The sequence below is a fragment of the Flectobacillus longus genome, assembly GCF_030056705.1.
Classification (GTDB): domain Bacteria; phylum Bacteroidota; class Bacteroidia; order Cytophagales; family Spirosomataceae; genus Flectobacillus; species Flectobacillus longus.
In genome coordinates this window covers 1-21,035 of sequence record NZ_JASHIC010000018.1, presented here as the reverse complement: position 1 = coordinate 21,035, position 21,035 = coordinate 1, and the positions used below count along the sequence as shown (strand labels likewise).

Below are 21,035 nucleotides of genomic sequence, written 5' to 3'. Positions count from 1 at the left end.
TTATATTTTGCCCACCAACTTAGGTATTAGTACAACATAAAATTGAATTAATACGCTTTAGGCTGTAAGCTGTAGGCATTAGGCAAAAAAGCATCTAGTACTTCATAAAAAATACTATCTAACTTTTAGCCTACTGCATAAAGCCTAGAGCTTAGTGCGGGTAAAATAATTTTAATTTTGACCGCTAACATATAATGTTGTAAATTTTTAAAGTTAACATACTTAAACAGACTACGTAAAGACTGCGTGGTTTTTAGAAAAAGCTAAACGGCTTAGCTTTCATTGAATAGATACTTAAGGTAATTCCTGAAAAATAATAAAATTATTTAGCTTTTCAACGTTTTCGGGGTGTGTAAATATTTCGTTAAATAATAGATTTATATCATTATTTGGTCCTTGTAAAATGGTATTGCCATCCAGATTTAAGTCTGAGCGCAAGTATCCTGTTACCATATAATTATTCAAATTTTCTGTATTATTGGGGTCTGTCAAAATTACACTTCCAACAAAAGTTCTATCATTATTTGGTCCTTGATATATGACAAATCTATCAGGACTGGCATTACCTCCCCACAACGCACGAATACCTCCAACATCCATCATCGGATAAGCACTAAATTCTGGGTCTGTATTAGATTTTGTATATAAGCTCACACTTGGGCTGGTAAAATCAATCAAATTAAAACAAGCATCTGTCAGTGGATAACTCAAAGCACTCATGGCAGCCAAATGATTTCGGTGGCGAATAGCGATATAATAATTGTTGTTATTTACATTCATGAGCCTCAAACAACTTACCCCATCTACATCGACAATATCTCCATCACGCTGTATGAGTCCCGAACGGCTCGACAATATACTTTCGGGATTATTTTTATCTCGTAACTCTACCGAAACCCAATCCACAATAGCGTTGTTTCCTGTTACAGCCAGAACATCAGCAGTAGTAACTTCGTCTGGTCCTAAATGCGGAATATCTGCGTAAGCTCCTTTCCCGTAAGGTTGTACCAGCGGTATAAGCCCTAGTGATCGTAAATTGTCTTGCATTAATCCATCGATAGGATTATACGCTCCTTTGAGGAAAACTTTTAAGGTTACCCTTACCGAAAATTGTGCCACAAACGTGGTTGTAACATTTGATTGTGCCGCGGTGTTTCCATTAGTAGCAACGCCATCTCCGCCTCCGTATACACCTGCCTTGTTGTAAAAAGTCCCTGCTTGCAAGGCAGCTACAGTTATAGTAACAGCACTACTGCCACCAGCAGGAATACTATTGGTACGAGTACAAGTAACCAATTGCCCCGAAGCACTACAACCCCAGCCAGTATTAACCGTTGCTGAAACCAAAACCAAGCCCATTTGGAGCGTATCTTTGATAATAATCATGCCTGAGGTTGGTACTGATCCTGTATTATTTACGGTAAGGGTATAGGTAAAATTATCGAAAAGAGAATACAACCCTGAGGAAACAGCTTTTGTAATAGTCAAACGTGGTGATGAACCTGTAACAGTTATATTCACCACCGCATTGGCACAAACACTAGGACTTACCGCCGTATTACAAACAATATAACTCACAGAAACTGTTGAGCTTTGCTCAGAGGCAAGAGGCGAATAGGACATAAATCCAGTAGTCGGTGAAAAATTAACTGTCCCTTGTGCAGTACCTCCAGAGCGAGTAATACTCAAAGTTATATTAGGTAAAAAATCATCATTTGATAATACATTGACTGAACCTGTTGAGCCAAAACTTGTGGTTAAAACGTCATTGTTGGCTGTTGGAGTTTTAGGATAGGGATCAGTAAAATTAATATTTCCATCTTTATCACAGTCGCTTGTTCGCCAATTTGTACTGGCATTAGCAAGCACTTGGTCTACAGCATTATAACTACACAAATCAAGTGGATTGGTGTTATCAGCGATTGTAAGTGGATTTCTATCCAAACCATTGATTTCATCTTTATTGGTAACCCCATCGCCATCACAATCGCCCGAACTCGTTGCCATGACCGTTACTTGTGTAAGATTCAAACTACAGGCACTTTTTGGATCCGTATTATCCGCTAAAGTTACAGGATTACCATCCAAACCTGTTGCCTCAGCATAGTTGGTTACGCCATCGCCATCGCAGTCTGCATTACGCCACACTAGAGTAGTATTAGCAATCACTTGTCCTGCGCCCCAGCTACAAGGGTCATTTATTGCAGGGTCAGAAATATCAGGATCACCATCACCATCGCTGTCAGTTCCCCCTGCGGCAACTGTGATGGAAGTAGTACTATTATCATTTCCTGTTAAATTCCCTTGAGTTTGAGGTCCGTTAAAACCCATTGTGCCTGTAACAGTGAGAGGACCTCCAATATTTACCCCTGTATATCCCAATATAATATGAGAGCACTCGCCAGGGGCAATAGCCACTGTATTTTCGAGCCGAATAGATTGTCCATCATTTGATAAGACATTCCACCCAGCGAAAGTAATCGGCACAACAGTGTTTCCGACCAAACTACTAGGAAAGCTAATCAGAGGGCGCAATTTTCCCACTACGGCATTACGGCTACCACCATCATTATTACAGATATCAACCATTACCCGACCCAAGGCAGAACCTTGAGTCAGCGTAGCGGGTTGATTAATGATATTTATACTAACATCTTGTGCCTTTATTTTTACACTAAAAAGTGTCAAGCAGGCAAAAAGAATGCAGATTTTCTTCAAAATATTCATAAGGCTTGCTTGGTTTTATTAGTTGGCAGTAACTTTCGTTTCAACAATATTATTGTTTACACGCTCCTCTCCTGCCGAACCATAGATGATAGTAACTGTGATATTCTGGCTTGTAATACTAGGAATACCTGCTTTGCGAGTAATGGTAAACCCTACTACTTTTTTAGTATTTTGTAAGGTAACACTTCCCGCTTTGGCAGTGACAGTAATCGAGTTGTCATTTTCTACAAAATCCCAATCACTATTACTATTTGGAGTACCTCCTAGCACATCCGACAACCCTGAAGTTGTAGAATAGGTAATATCAAATCCAGAAATTTTGGATACTCGGAAACTTATGGCTCTACCTGAAATATTAAGAATGTCATTTATTTCAAAAATATTTACGATAAAATCTCGACTATTGATGACATTAGTAAATTCCAAATTATCAATATCTGTTGTTGGGCTTAAATCAGGAAAACCAGCGTCTTTCCAAGTATTTGGCAAACCGTCTACAGGCATCAAAATACCATCACCATCAGGGTCACAATTGCTAGAACAATCTACAACACCATTGTTATCCAAATCCAAATTAGCGTTTAAACCGTTTTCTACCAAATCAAACATTCCATCGTTGTTGCTATCTAAATCGTAAGGATTAGGCAAAGAATCCAAATCAATATCTAGTCCACTAAGCACTAATCCTGTAAGAGCTGTTGCTGGAATACCACTAACAGAAACAATGCCGTCGGCCATACCATCACGATTAAGGTCTATCCCCAAACCTTCGTCTACATCATTGATACCATCATTATCACTATCCAAGTCTAAACGGTTAGGAATACTGTCACCATCAATGTCAGCATTTAATTGGGTATCTTCTACTGTATCCAAAATACCATCGTTATCATCATCCAAATCAAGGCTATCAGGGATACCATCTAGGTCTGTATCGGCAGGCACAGCAATTGTTACAGTGGCAGACGCACATACATTGGGAATCGCTACGGTATTACACACCTGATAAATCACTGTCACCAAGGTGCCACGTTCTGACAGAAGTGGCGTGTAAGTCAATACACCTGTTGAGCCAACAATAGCAATGGTTCCTCCAGCTGTTCCACCAGTTTGAGTAATAGTCGTAGTTAAACTAGGAAGAAAATCATCGTTTGTCAAAACATTAAATATAGTTGCACTCCCAAAGTTCGCCAAGAAGCCATCGTCGTTGGCTACAGCCAATTTGGGATTAGGGTCTGTGCCATTCAGATTCCCATCTTTATCACAATCTGCCAATTTCCACAACGGATCTGTTGCAAGCAATAATTGGTCTACATTGTTATAACTACAACCATCCAAAGGATCAGTATTGTCGGAAGAGGTAGCTAGATTATCATCCGTTCCAGTAAGTTCTTTATAATTGGTTACCCCATCGCCATCACAATCTGCATTTCGCCAAGTTGTTGTCGTATTCGCTAATACCTGATTTACACTCCAAATACATGGATTGTTTGGTGCTGGGTCGGTGTCATCCACATCTCCATCACCGTCGGTATCACAAGCATTTACCGTAACAACTACTCCTGTCGACGCTGGACTGTAACAACCCAATACTGAATCATAATAAAAAGCATAATACGTGCCTACAGCCGCTGCGCTTGGTGTGCTGTAAGCTGTACCTGTATGCGTATTATTCGTAAACCATTGTATCACTGCACCCGATGGTGCACTGCCGATGGCACTTGATAAATTTCCTGTTGTAGCTGGACATACATTGCTTACACTGCTACTTAACAAACTTGGCGCAACAAAACCTGCTGCATTTGCCAAGCGCAACACGGCGCCATATACCCTTGTAGTTCCTACATCTACACCAACCAAATTACTAATCGTAAATCGTACTTCGTTGAATGGCTTTGTTGCTGCAAAGCCAACTACCTGACGGGTGGAACTTAACAATTCTAGCGAAATCAATCCGCCTGCATTACTTTCTTGTAAAACTCCATTTAGATAAGTACTGACGGTAGCATTACTCAAAAGACTTGCTCCTAAAATGGATATATTTTCTATATCAAATCCTGCAAACGTTCCGATAGGATATGTTGTCACGGCATCTTTTACCGATATTGATCCACTACTTAATAAACCTGCTGTCAAAACTATGTCTGCATAATTTGTCGTATTGGCATCTACCACATTTTGGCTATTATTGATAGCACAACCTGCACAAACTGCCCCGCTGATGCCTGTCAAACTACCATTCAAGACCGCTGGAAAACTTGGTGATACCAAATACGTATCGGTACAACTCAATGCTGGACCTGCACAGAAACTCTCCAAGACCACATTATAGACCTTTGTCGTACTTAAAATCCCTAGTAAATTCGTTATTTCTAGTTTTACTTCATCAAACTCCATCGTACTGATAAAGCCTACCAATTGTTCTCCTGTACCTGTCAAAAGTGAAGAATTAACAGACAATAAAGTTCCTACTCCTGAACTCTCTTGCAAAACCCCTGCTTTGTAAGTGCGTATAGTGATACCTGACAATAAATTCGCATTGATTAAACTAGGATTCGAGATATTAAATCCTGCAAAAGTTCCGATGGGATAAGTCGTTAATACATCCTTCACAGCTAAGGAAGCAATACTGCTTACTGAGGCTGTCATCGTGATGGTGGCGTAATCACTCGTACTTGAGCTGATTACATTTTCTGTATTGTTAATCGAACAGCCTACACAAGCAACTCCTGTGATACCCGTCTGACTAGCATCTATTACTACAGGATACGATGGAGCAGAAGCATTCGTTTGGGTATTACACACCAATGCAGAACCAGCACAGAATTTCTCTATCACTGGATAATATACTTGTCCAGAGAATAAAACCCCTACCAAAGTCGTGTAAATTATGCGTACCTCGTCAAAGCCTTGTGTTGTGATAAAGCCTACGGTCGCCAAGCCACTGCCATCTAATAGACTAGATTCTAAACCCAGCGTGCTCGTTACTACATCCTTTCCTTCTACAAAAACTCCATTGTTGTAAGTCTCTATTCGTACTGTTGAACCAATACTACCACTCAATAAACTCGTTGAGGCAATTTTAAAGCCCGCATAATAGCCCGCAGGATAAGTATCTCCAACATCATTGTCTTTAGCACTATAGGTAACATTACAACCTAAACCCGTCACACTAAAGCCTGCATAATTATTCAAATCGGAATCGACCAAATTACTCGTCGATGACGTAGTTAGATTCAAACAGCCTAAACTACTCGTCGTCTTGCTTGGTGATAAATTGGTAAAAAGACCATTCGTCAAAGCAACCTTTGTATTACACGTTGCGCCACTTGGGTCCAGTCCTGTGCATGAAGTAATAAATACATCAACCTCTGTACTTGCTGCGCTATAACAGCCTGTAGTAGCATTGTAATAAAACGCATAGTAAGTCCCATCGGTAACTGTCGTTGGTGTTGAATAAGCTACACCAGTATGGGTACTATTTGTAAACCATACCAAACTACTACCCGACGGAGCTGTACCACTTATTGCTGTTGTCAAGTTCGCTGTCGTTGCAGGGCAAATATTATTGATACTACTAGCACTCACTGTTGGAACAACCAAAGACGGGTCACAAGCATTTAATGGGTCAGTGCCTGCCAACTTCTCTGCATAGTTACTAATACCATCGCCATCACAATCTGCATTTCGCCATGTCAAACTTGTATTCGCTAATACCTGATTGACGCTCCAAATACATGGGTTGTTTGGTGCTGGGTCGGTGCCATCCACATCTCCATCGCCGTCGGTATCACAAGCATTTACCGTAACAACTACTCCTGTTGAAGCTGGGCTATAACAACCCAATACTGAATCATAATAAAAGGCATAATACGTGCCTACAGCCGCTGCGCTTGGTGTGCTGTAAGCTGTACCTGTATGCGTATTATTCGTAAACCATTGTATCACTGCACCCGATGGTGCACTGCCGATGGCACTTGATAAATTTCCTGTTGTAGCTGGACATACATTGCTTACACTGCTACTTAACAAACTTGGTGCAACAAAACCTGCTGCATTTGCCAAGCGCAACACGGCGCCATATACCCTTGTAGTTCCTACATCTACACCAACCAAATTACTAATCGTAAATCGTACTTCGTTGAATGGCTTTGTTGCTGCAAAGCCAACTACCTGACGGGTGGAACTTAACAATTCTAGCGAAATCAATCCGCCTGCATTACTTTCTTGTAAAACTCCATTTAGATAAGTACTGACGGTAGCATTACTCAAAAGACTTGCTCCTAAAATGGATATATTTTCTATATCAAATCCTGCAAACGTTCCGATAGGATATGTCGTCACGGCATCTTTTACCGATATTGATCCACTACTTAATAAACCTGCTGTCAAAACTATGTCTGCATAATTTGTCGTATTGGCATCTACCACATTTTGGCTATTATTGATAGCACAACCTGCACAAACTGCCCCGCTGATGCCTGTCAAACTACCATTCAAGACCGCTGGAAAACTTGGTGATACCAAATACGTATCGGTACAACTCAATGCTGGACCTGCACAGAAACTCTCCAAGACTACATTATAGACCTTCGTAGTACTCAACACTCCTAATACATTCGTTATTTCTAGTTTTACTTCATCAAAACTTTTTGTCGTAATAAATCCTACCAACTGCTCACCCGTTCCTGTCAGTAAAGAGGAATTCACCGATAGCAAACTACTAGTTGAAGATGTTTCTTGTAATACCCCCGCTTTATACGTTTTTAAGGTAATGCCTGATAATAAATTCGCATTTATCAAACTAGGATTGGAAATATTAAAGCCCGCAAAAGTTCCAATGGGATACGTTGTTAAAACATCTTTTACGGCTAATGATGCCACACTTCCTACTGATACAGCCATGCTGATAGTAGCATAATCACTGGTGCTTGAGCTGATTACATTATCTGGGTTAGCAACCGAACATCCTGCACATGCCACCCCTGTAATGCCTGTTAATGCACCATCAATGGTAACTGGATAAGAAGGATTGGAAACATTGGTCTGGGTATTACAAACCAAAGCTGACCCCGCACAGAATTTCTCTATTACTGGATAATATACTTGCCCAGCAAAAAGAACACCCACTAAGGTTGTATATGTAATGGTTACCTCATCAAAGGGTTGAGTTGTAATAAAACCAATGGTAGCAGCACCACTGCCATCAATTAAACTTGATTCAAGACCTAATAAGCTTGTAACAATATCTTTGCCCTCTACAAAAGCTCCATTATTATAAGTTTCAATCCTAACTGTAGCGCCAATGCTACCACTAATAAGATTTGCAGACGAAATTTTATACCCAGCATAATATCCTGCTGGATAAGTATCAAGAGCATCATTGTCCTTGACACTATATGTGACTCCACAACCAGCACCGGTTATATTAAAACCAGCATAATTAGTTAAATCAGAATCTACTAAATTGGTTGTTGCTGACGTCGTGGCATTAACACAAAGTAATCCACTATTATCTTTTGCAGCCACCAAATTAGTGTACAAAGCATTCGTCCAAGGTGTTTTTGTGTTACAACTTGTATTGCCTGGATCTGCGAGAATGAGATTGGTTTTTGGGGGTATATCTGCACCTATCGCAATAGAATGACTACCCCAAAGAAGCAAAAGACACAGGAAAAGGATTAGACATCTGACAAAATTCTTTATCATGATGAGGATTGTTTAATTTGTTGCATACAGCCCAACAATTCCAAACCATATTACTTAGGCACCACTTTCAAAAATTTATAAATTCAACTTTGGCGAAAAGTAGTTTGAGCAATTAGATAGAATTAAAATTATTAAGGCTTTTAGAGAAGGACACGATCTTAAATCAAATCTTTTGTAGTCGTATTGCAGCACGACTTACAAACGAATAACACTTGCATATCATCAACCCTGAAACTACTGAGAGTAGTAATTTCAGCACTGTAATATCTACTGAATATCAGTAAACTAGCTTAAGCACCATAAAAACGATACATCTATCATACCACACACTCCTAAATCTCGAGCTGTATAACCGCTAAGAATTATACAAAATCAAGATTATCATACAAGGTGGGCTGTAAAGAAGCAATATGAAAAGCGGACGATAGCCATGTCCTCAAATTAGATTTGAAGAGAGTATAAACCTTAAGACTAACAAAGGCAAACTTCGGTTTATAAGGGCGAAGAATTAGTATTTTTTTGATCATAGCAGATATCAAAAGGTAAAATTTGTACGATACTATCTCTTTTAAACCTTCTGGAATAACTTTTATAACATCATAGCTTCAGGACGAGTCTTTCTAAATTAATTTCATTAAAAAGCTATCAACTATAATAATAAAGTATTACACCGAAAATTTAAAGAAATTAACCTTATTAAAGAAAGTGGAAAATATACGTACGAAAAGTTTTTTTATGGCATTGTTTTGTTCACCACTGTGAACTCAGAATTTACACATCAAAAAACATGCACTTGTTTAGAAAAATAATCACACATGTAAATCGAAAGTACAATTTTGAAACCAAAGCCTCCATTTTAATAGCCTTAAGGTGATAAAATGCCAAAAAAGGTGACCAAATGCCAATCGATTGATAAAAAGAAACCAATCTTTATCAATATCAAAATGATACATTAGAATTGTAAAATAATTTCTTTTTTAAATTCAATAAAAATAGCATTATGTATTTTTTTGAAGCTAAGAGCAAAGTATTTCTTGTTGGGTCAAATACTCTTTTGAGGCTATAAAATTATGAGTAAAAATTAACAAAAATTAAGACAATGGACATATAAAGGTATCTAAGTCAGAGCGAAAAGACCTTCCGATCTTTATTTCTTTATTATTTAGCACCAATAATCGCTTTCCTAGCTCTAGCCTTTGAATAAAATCTATGTTAATTAAATGAGATTTATTTATCTGAATAAATTTTTCATCTAATTCTTCTTTCAGATGCTTGAGGGTCTTTTTTCTAGCATAAACTTTATTGTGAATCGTGTGAATAAAGGTATAATTTCCTTCAGCTTCTACATAAACAATATCAGCAAGATGAATTTTCAATACTTGCTGGTTTTTGTCAATCACTTCCACAAACTTGTGTTGAATAGTAGGATAGGCTAATAACAAAAGTTTTATTGCCGAAAGAAAGGTATATTGATCAATAGGCTTACTCAAAAGCAAACATTTAATATGCTCCAAACATTTGTCAAATATCTTATCATCAATACAATGCGACATAAAAACGATAGGTGTATCAAGGTATTGAGACATTGAAATAAAATCAAAAACACCTGTATTATTTCGTTCTAATGCAGCAATAATTATGTTTGGTTGGAAAGATTCTAACAACAAATCGGCCTTGACAATTGCAGGTGCAATAGTCAATACTTCAAAATCATTTTGATTTAGTAATACTTTTATAATTTCTAACGAAGACGGATCATCATCGATTACTAAAACTTTGATAGGTTGGCGATTCCTAATCAATTTTACCATAGTAGTAATGAAGGTATTGGTACATGTTGACTTCAACAATGATACAAAACAATTTTGCAAGTTGATGAAATTATATAATGATTAACAAGAATAATACCAATCTAAAATGTCGTGTAAAGTCAATATCTATTTTTGGTAGTATCTTATCCAAAAATTTACGTATCCTATCAAAGCACTTATTTCATTGAGTATAACATCCTTAGTTCTAGTCTTTATTGAATAATTTATTATTTACCTGATCTAAAACCTGATTATGTCCAATTCATCTCCTCGATATGATGAATTAACGCTATGGAATGATTTGCGCAATGGCGATGAAGCTGCACTGGCAAAGCTTCTTCGACTATATGCCAAATCCTTGATTAGCTATGGCCGAAAAATGGTCAATGACGATGCCTTAATTGAAGATTGTATTCAAGAAGTATTTATTCAATTATGGCAATACCGTCAAAATCTCAAAGCTGATGTAGGCTCAGTAAAAGCCTATCTATTTGCGGCAGTTCGGCGTAGAATTATTTCTGAAATCAAAAAAAATGAAACGATTTATTTCAACGAACATTCAACTTCTGAGAGCTATTTTGACATTGACTTTTCGATTGAAGAAAAAATTGTTCAGAATGAAACCGAACTTCAACGAATTAGGCTTATTAATCAACATCTCAATCATCTTCCCAAAAGGCAAAAAGAAGTTGTCTATCTTAAATTCTATAAAGAACTTTCAAATCAAGAAATTGCCGAGACAATGGGTGTAAAATATCAATCAGTCAGCAATCTTGTACATGAAGCCCTCACGCTATTACGCACTCTTTTTCCTGACGATGCTATATGGTTTGGATTGTTAATCTGGTTTTTTGAGTGGTGAAGAAGTGGCAAAGGCATAGATTTTTAGGTGTTAGGGTATAGGGGTTAGGCAAGGAGTTTTTATTTAGACATAAGACAGATGAACAAAATGTATTTTAGTAAAATGGGGCAAAAGAATAAAGAAACAGAGTATATTTTTGGACTGATAAGAAATGTAGGCACATGAGGTGCTTATTAGCAAAATCCTATTTCTGGATAACTTTGTACCTTTACACTTTTGTTCCTAAAGAAAAACTCCTTGCCTAAACCCTAAAAAACCCTTTGTGCCTTTGTGCCTAAAAAACACTCCTTTCCTAACCCCTAACCCCTCCTCCCCTCTCCAAAACAATATTTTTTCATTTTTTTTTACAAAAAAGCAGTATATAAAATCCATAACTCTTCTACTGTATATAGAAGACAACTTATTACTATTTTATGAAAAAATATGGTGATTACACGATAGAAGATTTTCTTTTAGATCCAGCTTTTGTCGAATGGGTAAAATCTGAAGGCTATAAGGATATTTCACACCCATGGACACAATGGTATCAAACACATCAAAGTCAGCAATACCTTGTAAAGCAAGCACGAGAATTTATTTTGGCTTCTCATATCCATGAAAAACCAATTACCGACCAACAAGTAGAAAACATCATCACCAATACATTGAACCGTATTCAGTTGGAAGAAAACACGGATATGGTATTTGATGAGCACATACCTTGGTACCAACATAACACCTGGAAATGGTCTATTGCCGCCACAATATTCCTATTGCTAAGTGTTGGAATTGGGTGGTATGCAGACAAAAATGAGAATCCTCAACTGTCGCATCTATCGCAAAAAGCCATTGAAGAGCTGATTACCAAAACCAACAAGAGTAATTTAAAAATGCCCGTCAAATTACCAGATGGAAGTTCTTTATTACTTGAACCCAACAGTATGATTCAGTTTCCTAAAAGTTTTGAAGACTCGCCCAATAGAGAAGTGTATTTAGATGGGCAAGCATTTTTTGAAGTAGTCAAAAATCCTCAACAACCTTTTTTGGTTCATGCCAAAACAACAGTCGTGAAAGTATTAGGTACCAGTTTTACGGTACAATCTTTTAATACCGCAAAAGAAGTAAAAGTGGTAGTAAAAACAGGTAAAGTAATGGTATATGAAAAAGAAGAAGAAAACAACAATCGAGTAACACTATTGCCAAACCAACAGGTCATTGTAGATGAGCAAAATCTGATGCAAGCCTCTGCTATTAGTGAAGAGCAAGTTGTGGCAATTACCTCAAAAACCAGTACTGCATTAGAGTTTAACGAAAGTCCAGTTGCTCAGATTTTCAAGAAACTCGAAAGTCTATACGGGGTGCATATTTATTTTGACCAAAAGTTATTAGAAGACTGTTCGCTTACGACAACACTCGGCGAAGAACCTTTATTTACCAAACTTCAAATCATTTGTGAGGCCATTGGCCCCAATACCAAGTTTGAAGTTGTCAACGAGAAAATCATTATTCAATCACTAGGATGTAACCAATAAATTAAACAATCGCAATGAAAAACCTACTTAACTCTTTCCCTCCATAGCAATAAAAAAAGGTGTATGTCGTGGTGGCACACAACAAACACCTAGCATTTTTCCCCTTCCTGTCTGCTCAACATGCCCTTTTAAAAAAGGGTAAGGGGATGTTTTTGTTTTACTTAACAGAAAACCATTCAAGTTTATGAAAAAAAATCGACAATCAAAGGCTTTTTGGCTTACTATTATGAGAATTACTGGAATGCAGTTTTTCATGATTCTATTCCTCACGAGTTTTGCTTGGGCAAAAACCTCTGCGCAAGAAGAACTCAACAAAAAGATTAGTATCTCTATCGACGGAATAGTCCTAAAATCAGCTTTACAAAAAATTGAAAAGACCGCTCAAATAAGAATCTCTTACAACTCACAAGTGGTGCCTCTCAACCGAACTGTAACACTTTTGGCAAGCAACGAGCGTGTAGGCGATGTATTAGAGCGTTTACTCAAACCTCTTTCGGTGACGTATGTAATGTTTAATAATCAAATTGTTTTACGGAAAATCGAAGCCCCCAGTACCCCCAGTGCCCCCGAAACAGAACGAGAAAACGTGGTGGCTTTACCAACTGTTTCAGGAACTATTACCGATGAGAAAGGAAAAGCTCTCCCAGGGGTAAATATTACTATCAAAGGCACAACCAAAGGAACTAATTCGGATGCAAGCGGGCATTTCAAAATAGAAGTACCCAATGAAAACACGACTCTTGTTTTTAGCTATGTGGGATATGTAAAACAAGAAGTTGTAGTAAGCAATCGAACTATTTTCAATATTTCTTTAGCGCTTGAGCTTCAATCGCTTGATGAAGTTGTGGTAGTGGGTTATGGTACCCAAAGTAAAAGAGCAGTATCAGGTGCAGTATCATCAGTAGGTTTTAAGCAGTTCCAAGACCGTTCATTTAGCAACGTTACGCAGGCTCTTTCGGGTCAGATTGCTGGCGTAAATATCAGCCAAAGTCAAGGAGCACCAGGGGTATCTCCTATTATTCGTATTCGTGGTGTAAGTTCAATTACAGCAGGTACAAACCCACTTTTTGTGGTTGATGGCGTACCGCTTGAAAACTTCAACCTCAATATGGTAAACCCTCAAGATATCGAATCTGTTGAGGTGCTGAAAGATGCATCGTCAGCAGCTATTTATGGATCGAGAGGTGCCAATGGAGTTATTTTGGTCACTACCAAATTAGGAAAAGCTGGCAAAACTACTTTTAGTATTGGTTACGAATCTGGTGTGCAAAGTGTAGAAAGACGTGTCAAAATGATGGATGCACAACAGTGGATTAATTACTATATAGATGCACACAACAATGCTTGGGTAGACCTAAATCCTGCTAAAAACAAAGCATCTGACCCTAATAGTTTGAGAGGTTCGGTTTACAAAATTCCTGATGAGTTTTTGACTAATCCTCAACAGTTCGGAAAAGGTACAGATTGGCAAGATGTCATGTTCAGAGTAGCTCCTTCACAAAATGCACAGTTCTCAGCTTCGGGTGGTACAGACAAAACACAGTTTATGTTTTCGGCAGCGTATTTGAGTCAAGATGCCGTTTTGGACGAAAACTATTACAAACGTCTTTCGTTGCGTTCGAATATCAAGCACCAATTAAGTAATAAATTTACGATTGGCTTAAATCTTGGAGTAACAGGAATTTTTGATAGAACTGATGGTACTCAAGGAAAAAGTGACGTAGTAAGTTTGGCATTGCAGAGTGACCCTATTTTTCCAGTTTATAACGAAAATGGTAATATTGGCTACCGCGACCCTAACTCGGTTTGGAACAAATATGTAGCCTACAATGACCTTAACTTATGGCATCCATATTCATTGACACGTTATATCCACAAGCAAAATAAGACTTTCAACACTTTAGCTACAGGCTTTTTGGAATATAAAATTTTGGATGATTTAAAATTCAAAACAAGTATTAGCGCCAATTTGTACAACACTCGTTACAACTCGTATCGTGTCAACAAACAAGGCTATGGTTATTCTGGGATTCTTCCTGCCGAAGGTTATTCAACAAGTGGATATAGTTTAAACTGGTTGAGTGAAAATACCTTGAACTATGACAAAAGCTTTGGCAATCACAATTTGGCTTTACTCTTGGGCTATTCTGTTCAAAAACAACGCAACGAATTTGCCTCAATTACCTCAGGTAGTTTTCCGAATGATTTGGTCGAAACCCTCAATGCAGGTGTAGTATCAGGTGGATTTACCAACGCTTCAGAATGGGCCATGATTTCGTATTTGGCAAGAGCTCAATACAATTATTTGAATCGCTACTTCTTCACTGCTGCAATTCGTCGTGACGGTAGCTCAAGATTTGGGGGTAACAGTCGTTGGGGATATTTCCCTTCAGTATCAGGTGCATGGGTAGTTTCAGACGAAAACTTCATGAAAGATATTCGAGCTATCAATAACCTGAAATTCAGAGTAAGTTATGGTATGTCGGGTAACAATCAAATTCCTAACTATGGAGCTACCAGCTTATTAAGTTCGTCTAATTATGTTTCAGGCTCGACATTAGCCCCTGGCTTGGCCATTTCGAATATTGCCAATACCAATTTGCAATGGGAACGTACAACTCAATTTAACTTAGGACTAGACTTAAAATTGCTGAACAACCGTATTGGTTTATCTGCTGAATATTACAATTCAACGACCAACGATATGTTGTTGAACGTGCCTGTTCCAGATATTACGGGCTTCTCTACGCAGTTGACTAATATTGGTAAAATGGAAAACAAGGGTGTTGAATTAAACTTGAATACTCAGAACATTCAAACGCCTAAATTTAGCTGGTCAACTGATTTCAACTTTAGCTCTAACCGAAACAAAGTATTACAATTAGGTCAAAACAATGCTCCTATTACTTACACAGACTTTGTGGTTACGGTAAAAACAGAGGTAGGACAACCTATTTCTAACTTCTATGGCTACGTAGTGGATGGTGTTTTCAAAAATCAAGCACAGGTAGATGCAACACCGCATTATTCGACCACAAAACCTGGTGACCCAATCATCAGAGATGTAAATGGTGATGGAAAAATCACCGTTGACGACCGCACTACTTTAGGCAATTACCAACCTGATTTTATGGCGGGTATCACCAACAATTTCTCTTATAAAGGCTTTGACTTGTCATTTATGTTCCAAGGCTCATTTGGGGGAGAAATTGTCAACCAAAACTTCCGTTATTCTGGTTTTTGGAACAACGGACGTAACATGTATGCAGGTGTAGCAAATCGTTGGCGCTCAGAATCTGACCCAGGCGATGGCACACATTTCAGAGCTACATTAGGTTTGACAGGCTTGCAAGACCAATTCACGAGTCTTTGGGTAGAAGATGCCTCATTTGTGAGATTGAAAAACATTCGCGTTTCGTACACTATCCCATCGTCTATCACTCAAAAATTACATTTGAAAACGGCTCGTGTGTACGTAAATGCCGAAAACGTGTATTTGTGGAGTAAGTACACCAATTACGACCCAGAAAATACCACCTATAACGCATCCAACTTTTCGGGTGAAGCCAATGGTAACTCTTCAAGTGGTTTGAATGCTTCAGGAAATGCACCAAATGGCGCATTTATAGGTGTCGACTATGGCTCATATCCCATCCCAAGAGTCATTACAATTGGTGCTAAGATAGACTTTTAATCAATGTTTTTTAAACTTCAAAAAACAGGATAGACATGAAAAAAATTGTAAAAATATACCTTCTCCTTACCGCAAGTTTGCTTACTACCAGTTGTAGTGATTCATTTTTAGAACTTGCGCCTATTTCGAATGCAACGGCAGACAATTTCAAATCAACCGACGACTTTGAACTTGCCATCAACTCGGCTTACGCTTCTCTATACACGGTTTATCATCCCGAAGGACCCGTTTCGTATTGTAATGAACAAATGAGCGACAATGCCATTATGTATAACATTTCGGGGATTCAGGCAGACAAATGGCAGTTTAAAGATTATAGCCTCATGACCACCAATACGATGGTGTATCAGTTTTGGCAAGACTATTACCGTGCAGTTTTTAGTACAAACATTGTTTTGGACAAAATCGAGACGGCCTCATTGAGTGAAGCTTACAAAAATGATGTTCGTTCGCAAATGCGTTTTTTGAGAGCTTTATTTTACTTCAATATGGTTCAAACTTGGGGCGATATTCCATTAGTAACAAAACCTCTTTCGGGTGACGAGGCCTATGCTGTGCCTAGATCGCCACAAGCCGATGTGTATGATTTGATAAAGAAAGATTTAAGCTTTGCTATCGAAAATTTACCTTTGGCTTCTGCAATTCCTAGTACTAAAATCGGTCGTGCCTCAAAAGGTGCTGCGCAAACACTCTTAGGAAAAGTATATTTGACTTTGGGCGACAAAACCTCCGCAGCAAATGTGTTGAAGGACGTGTATAATAGCAATCAATATGCTTTATTGAGCACCTACGCTAGTCTTTGGGGACCTAATGTAAAAAACACCAAAGAATCTATCTTTGAAATTCAGTTTTTGGGAGGTTCAGCATCAGCGCCTTACAGTCGTTACTATCAAACTTTTTATCCAAACAATAACTTCCTTGGATTTTATGGTAGTGGTATGAATCAAGTAACAGACGATTTGTACAACGAATACGAAGCCAACGACCCACGTAGAGACTTATCAATTGCTTTGGGGTATAATAATGGTACAACCTTTATTGCGCAAAAATATCCTATCAAATGGACACATACTAATGCACCAATTGGAAGCGGTAACCCTTTAGCCAATAACAACTTTATGGTATTACGCTATGCTGATGTACTACTTATGTTGTCTGAAGCTACAGGCGATGCAACTTATTTGAATCAAGTAAGAACAAGAGCAGGACTACCTAAATTTGGCGATGCAGGCTACCCGACTGCCTTTGCTGGTTCATTAAGTACCGCTATTGAACATGAAAGAAGAGTAGAGCTGGCCATAGAATTCCATCGTTGGTTTGACCTCAAGCGTACCAACCGTGCTATTACGGTATTGCAACCAAAAGGAAAAGCCATCACGACAGATAAGCTATTGCTTCCTATTCCTCAAATCGTAAGGTCTCAAAATCCTGTTATCACGCAAAACAATGGGTATAACTAAATAGAATAGTCCTCCAGTTTCATCTGGAGGCTATTATTTTAATCAAGTGTTTGTCATATTTCCAATCTACGGGGCATTTAAGTTGCCAGTTGATTGGAAATATGAGTTTTTAACAACCTCAATTTTAAACTGAAATAAGAACTCTATGAAAAAACTATTTCTATCATTCATCATTTTATCGTTTTCCAACATACTTTGGGCACAACAGCCCGTACCCCAAAAACCTCGAATTATTATCAGTACCGATATTGGAGGCACCGACCCCGACGACAACCAGTCGATGACTCACTTTTTAATGTATTCAAATCTTTTTCAGACAGAAGGCCTTATTTCTTCTCCTTCTTATGGCGATGGTACCAAAAAACATATCATCAACATGGTAGATTTATATGAAAAAGATTTACCCAAACTCCAACAACACGCATCGGGGTTTCCTAGTGCTGCATATTTAAGAAGTATCAGCAAACAAGGACGTCACGGAGCGGCCCCTTATAAAGGATACGCCTCCGCCACTGAAGGCTCAAATTGGATTGTTAGTTGTGCCAAAAAGAAAAGCGCTCAAGCCCTTTGGATATTAGTTTGGGGGGGCTTGGAAGACGTAGCCCAAGCACTTCATGATGCCCCAGAAATACAAAAAAACATTAAAATTTATTGGATTGGTGGACCAAATAAAAAATGGAGTGCCAACAGCTATGCCTACATAGCTACTAACTTTCCTGACTTATTTTTTATAGAAGCCAATACTTCGTATTATGGTTTTTTTGCCAATAATAAAACACCTGATTCTCTCAACAATAACCTATATAGTAAACTCTCTATTCGTGAGGCAGGTTTTTTAGGAAAAGATTTTAATCAATATTACAAAGGTCAAATCAAAATGGGGGACACGCCTTCCTTATTATACATGATGGACGGAAACCCAGACAATCCACTAAGAGAAAGCTGGGGTGGCAGTTTTGTTCCTTTTAAACAAAGTCCAAGAGTCATTTTTACAAGAAATACCAATCTGCAAGATACAGTAGCAGTTTGTAGCGTTATTGAGTATCACTTCAAAGGGCCAGAGATAAATATCCATCCCGATTCTGCTTGTTTTACGATGACGGTCAGTGCTAAAATAGGAGTACAAAAATGGGCAGGATATTATCTTGGCAAAGGCGAATATGTTATTCGTTATTGTCCAAAGCAAGCCGAAAGTTTCAATTACAGTATTGCATCTGATATTCCAAATTTTCCAACTCATCAAGGACAGATGGTTGTATCTAATCATTGGCCAGGAAAACCCAATACATCAGATTACCGCCTAGGAAAAAATTGGTACACCGACAAGCCTGATATAGATTTATACAATGAACAATGGCAAGGAGCTAAAACCGTGCAAAAATGGAGAAATATAGCTTTATTGGATTGGACAAAAAGATGGGAATGGTTGAGATAGTTTTGAAAAAAATCCTTATTTTTAGGTAAAAAACCATACCTCTAATGACAAGCATTCAAGAAATATCGAGAGAAAACATCTCCATCCTAGCCCATTTAGCCACCCAACTTTGGACTGATACTCATTTCGACGAAATGTCAGAGCATTTTGAAGAAGTATTATTGGCAGAGCACCCAACAGCTTTTATTTTACTTCAAGATCAAAAACCTATTGGATTTATTGAATTGAGTGTTCGTCAAGACTATGTAGAAGGTGCCGAAGATATGCCTGTAGCCTACGTCGAAGGAATTTACGTTGACAATGTTTTTCGTAAAAAAGGCTTAGCCATCCAACTCATCCACAAAGCCGAACAATGGGCACGCTCACAAGGATACACGCAACTTTGTTCAGACTCGGAACTTGCCAATTCAGGCAGTATTATATTCCATCAAAAAGCTGGTTTCGAAGAAGTTGGAAGGATTGTTTGTTTTGTAAAAAATCTCAATTAGGAGACAAGATGATATGGATTAACAATATCTGCGGTACATAGTGATAGTATCCTTCTGATTATGAGTTTATTCTGATAACTGATATACTGTTAACTAATAACTTCCTTTTACTTAGTTGAATAACATCGATTATCTCATAAAAAATAATACCATTCTATCAATTGACAATATGCTTTGTATCTTGTCAACAAGTTCTAACTCAAATACAAAACCCTTTAAATATGAATCAACAACCATCTAGTGCCTTTGTAGCAGCATCTTGGGTAGCGCTTGGTATAGGAATCGTAGGATATCTTATAGGCTTATGGAATGCTGAAATGGCTCTCAACGAAAAAGGATACTATTTCACCGTTTTGATGTATGGTCTTTTTTCTGTGATTTCTCTTCAAAAAAGTGTTCGTGACAAACTAGAAAATATTCCCGTTACGGCTATTTATTACAGCTTAAGCTGGTTTTCAACTATTTTAACGATTGTTCTTTTAACAGTAGGCTTATGGAATGCCACCCTATTGCCAAGTGAAAAAGGATTTTATGCTTTTGCCTTTTTGCTAGCGCTTTTCGGTGCAATTGCCGTTCAGAAAAATACTAGAGATAGTCAGAAGGGAAACTAGCCGTTAGCTAGAAAAATGGTTAATGGTAATGTCTACTGAGTTGTAAATTTTCTTATCTGGAGACGCAAGGCATTGCGTCTCTACCTACACAATTTTTAATTCACAATTCACTAAATCGCTCATTATCAATTCTCCAATGCCTCTGATTAAACTTCAAACCGAGATAGAATCCAGCCTAGAAATCTGCTTTGATTTAGCAAGAAGCATCGATTTACATACTATCTCAACGGCTCATACCAAAGAAAAAGCCATTGAAGGGAAAACCACAGGGCTGATTGGCTTAGGTGAGGTTGTGACTTTTGAGGCAACACATTTTGGTATCAAACAACGCCTGTCAGCCCAAATCACAGACTACAATCGTCCTTATTACTTCAAAGATGAATTAATCAAAGGAGCATTCAAGTCGCTGACTCACATTCATCAATTTGAATATGTTGGAGATAAGGTGCTTATGACAGATTTATTTGAGTTTGAATCGCCATTTGGATTTCTTGGAAAGTTGGCAAACTACTTATTTTTAACTAAATACATGACAAAACTCCTTTCTGAAAGAAACAGAATTATCAAAGAATTTGCAGAATCTGATAGATATAAAGAAGTTTTAAATCGAAGTCATCTTGACTTTTTAATTTTCTTAATTGCCATGATAATGAATGCTATAAAGTTAAACCCCATCCAACTTGAAATCGTTGTGTCGAAGCGATTTAACAAAGATCTATAACTATCT

At 38.0% G+C, this 21,035-nt stretch carries 11 protein-coding genes; 8 read left to right on the top strand and 3 right to left on the bottom strand.

Annotation, left to right across the window (positions count from 1 at the left end; all coding sequences use genetic code 11):
- Nucleotides 1-294 precede the first annotated feature (294 nt).
- The 3 genes from QM491_RS14435 to QM491_RS14425 form a co-directional block, all read right to left on the bottom strand.
- Nucleotides 295-2,727, bottom strand: a complete 2,433-nt coding sequence (locus QM491_RS14435) for a hypothetical protein (RefSeq protein WP_283328195.1) — start codon at nt 2,725-2,727, stop codon at nt 295-297.
- A gap of 18 nt (nt 2,728-2,745) precedes the next feature.
- The gene (locus tag QM491_RS14430; protein WP_283328194.1) at nt 2,746-8,436 is read right to left on the bottom strand and encodes a hypothetical protein; all 5,691 of its coding nucleotides are present in this window, start codon (nt 8,434-8,436) and stop codon (nt 2,746-2,748) included.
- A gap of 1,091 nt (nt 8,437-9,527) precedes the next feature.
- Nucleotides 9,528-10,247 (bottom strand): LytR/AlgR family response regulator transcription factor, encoded by a 720-nt coding sequence (locus tag QM491_RS14425; RefSeq protein WP_283328193.1) that lies wholly within the window; start codon nt 10,245-10,247, stop codon nt 9,528-9,530.
- Between the two features lie 253 nt (nt 10,248-10,500).
- Between QM491_RS14425 and QM491_RS14420 the strand changes: the two genes are divergently transcribed.
- From QM491_RS14420 to QM491_RS14385, 8 genes are all read left to right on the top strand, one after another.
- On the top strand, nt 10,501-11,109 hold the full coding sequence (locus QM491_RS14420; RefSeq protein WP_283328192.1) for an RNA polymerase sigma factor: 609 nt from the start codon (nt 10,501-10,503) through the stop codon (nt 11,107-11,109).
- A gap of 413 nt (nt 11,110-11,522) precedes the next feature.
- Complete coding sequence (locus QM491_RS14415; RefSeq protein ID WP_283328191.1) at nt 11,523-12,620, top strand: FecR family protein; 1,098 nt, start codon at nt 11,523-11,525, stop codon at nt 12,618-12,620.
- Between the two features lie 184 nt (nt 12,621-12,804).
- Nucleotides 12,805-16,314, top strand: a complete 3,510-nt coding sequence (locus QM491_RS14410) for a TonB-dependent receptor (protein WP_283328190.1) — start codon at nt 12,805-12,807, stop codon at nt 16,312-16,314.
- A gap of 35 nt (nt 16,315-16,349) precedes the next feature.
- Nucleotides 16,350-17,774, top strand: a complete 1,425-nt coding sequence (locus QM491_RS14405) for a RagB/SusD family nutrient uptake outer membrane protein (protein ID WP_283328189.1) — start codon at nt 16,350-16,352, stop codon at nt 17,772-17,774.
- Nucleotides 17,775-17,919: 145 nt separating this feature from the next.
- Entirely contained in the window at nt 17,920-19,209 is a 1,290-nt protein-coding gene (locus QM491_RS14400) for a nucleoside hydrolase-like domain-containing protein (RefSeq protein ID WP_283328188.1), read from the top strand.
- Between the two features lie 44 nt (nt 19,210-19,253).
- Complete coding sequence (gene aac(6'), locus QM491_RS14395) at nt 19,254-19,697, top strand: aminoglycoside 6'-N-acetyltransferase (RefSeq protein WP_283328187.1); 444 nt, start codon at nt 19,254-19,256, stop codon at nt 19,695-19,697.
- 221 nt (nt 19,698-19,918) lie between these two features.
- Nucleotides 19,919-20,308: an inner membrane protein YiaA gene (gene yiaA, locus QM491_RS14390; RefSeq protein ID WP_283328186.1), complete on the top strand. Its 390-nt coding sequence runs from the start codon at nt 19,919-19,921 to the stop codon at nt 20,306-20,308.
- Between the two features lie 136 nt (nt 20,309-20,444).
- A complete protein-coding gene (locus QM491_RS14385; RefSeq protein WP_283328185.1) occupies nt 20,445-21,029 on the top strand; it encodes an SRPBCC family protein in 585 nt (194 codons plus the stop codon).
- Nucleotides 21,030-21,035 lie beyond the last annotated feature (6 nt).

Bases quoted from the DNA above. Each gene is read 5' to 3' on its own strand.
- yiaA (WP_283328186.1), top strand. From the start codon at position 19,919: ATGAATCAACAACCATCTAGTGCCTTTGTAGCAGCATCTTGGGTAGCG.
- QM491_RS14415 (WP_283328191.1), top strand. From the start codon at position 11,523: ATGAAAAAATATGGTGATTACACGATAGAAGATTTTCTTTTAGATCCA.
- QM491_RS14385 (WP_283328185.1), top strand. From the start codon at position 20,445: ATGCCTCTGATTAAACTTCAAACCGAGATAGAATCCAGCCTAGAAATC.
- QM491_RS14400 (WP_283328188.1), top strand. From the start codon at position 17,920: ATGAAAAAACTATTTCTATCATTCATCATTTTATCGTTTTCCAACATA.
- QM491_RS14425 (WP_283328193.1), bottom strand. From the start codon at position 10,247: ATGGTAAAATTGATTAGGAATCGCCAACCTATCAAAGTTTTAGTAATC.
- QM491_RS14405 (WP_283328189.1), top strand. From the start codon at position 16,350: ATGAAAAAAATTGTAAAAATATACCTTCTCCTTACCGCAAGTTTGCTT.
- QM491_RS14435 (WP_283328195.1), bottom strand. From the start codon at position 2,727: ATGAATATTTTGAAGAAAATCTGCATTCTTTTTGCCTGCTTGACACTT.
- QM491_RS14430 (WP_283328194.1), bottom strand. From the start codon at position 8,436: ATGATAAAGAATTTTGTCAGATGTCTAATCCTTTTCCTGTGTCTTTTG.
- QM491_RS14420 (WP_283328192.1), top strand. From the start codon at position 10,501: ATGTCCAATTCATCTCCTCGATATGATGAATTAACGCTATGGAATGAT.
- QM491_RS14410 (WP_283328190.1), top strand. From the start codon at position 12,805: ATGAAAAAAAATCGACAATCAAAGGCTTTTTGGCTTACTATTATGAGA.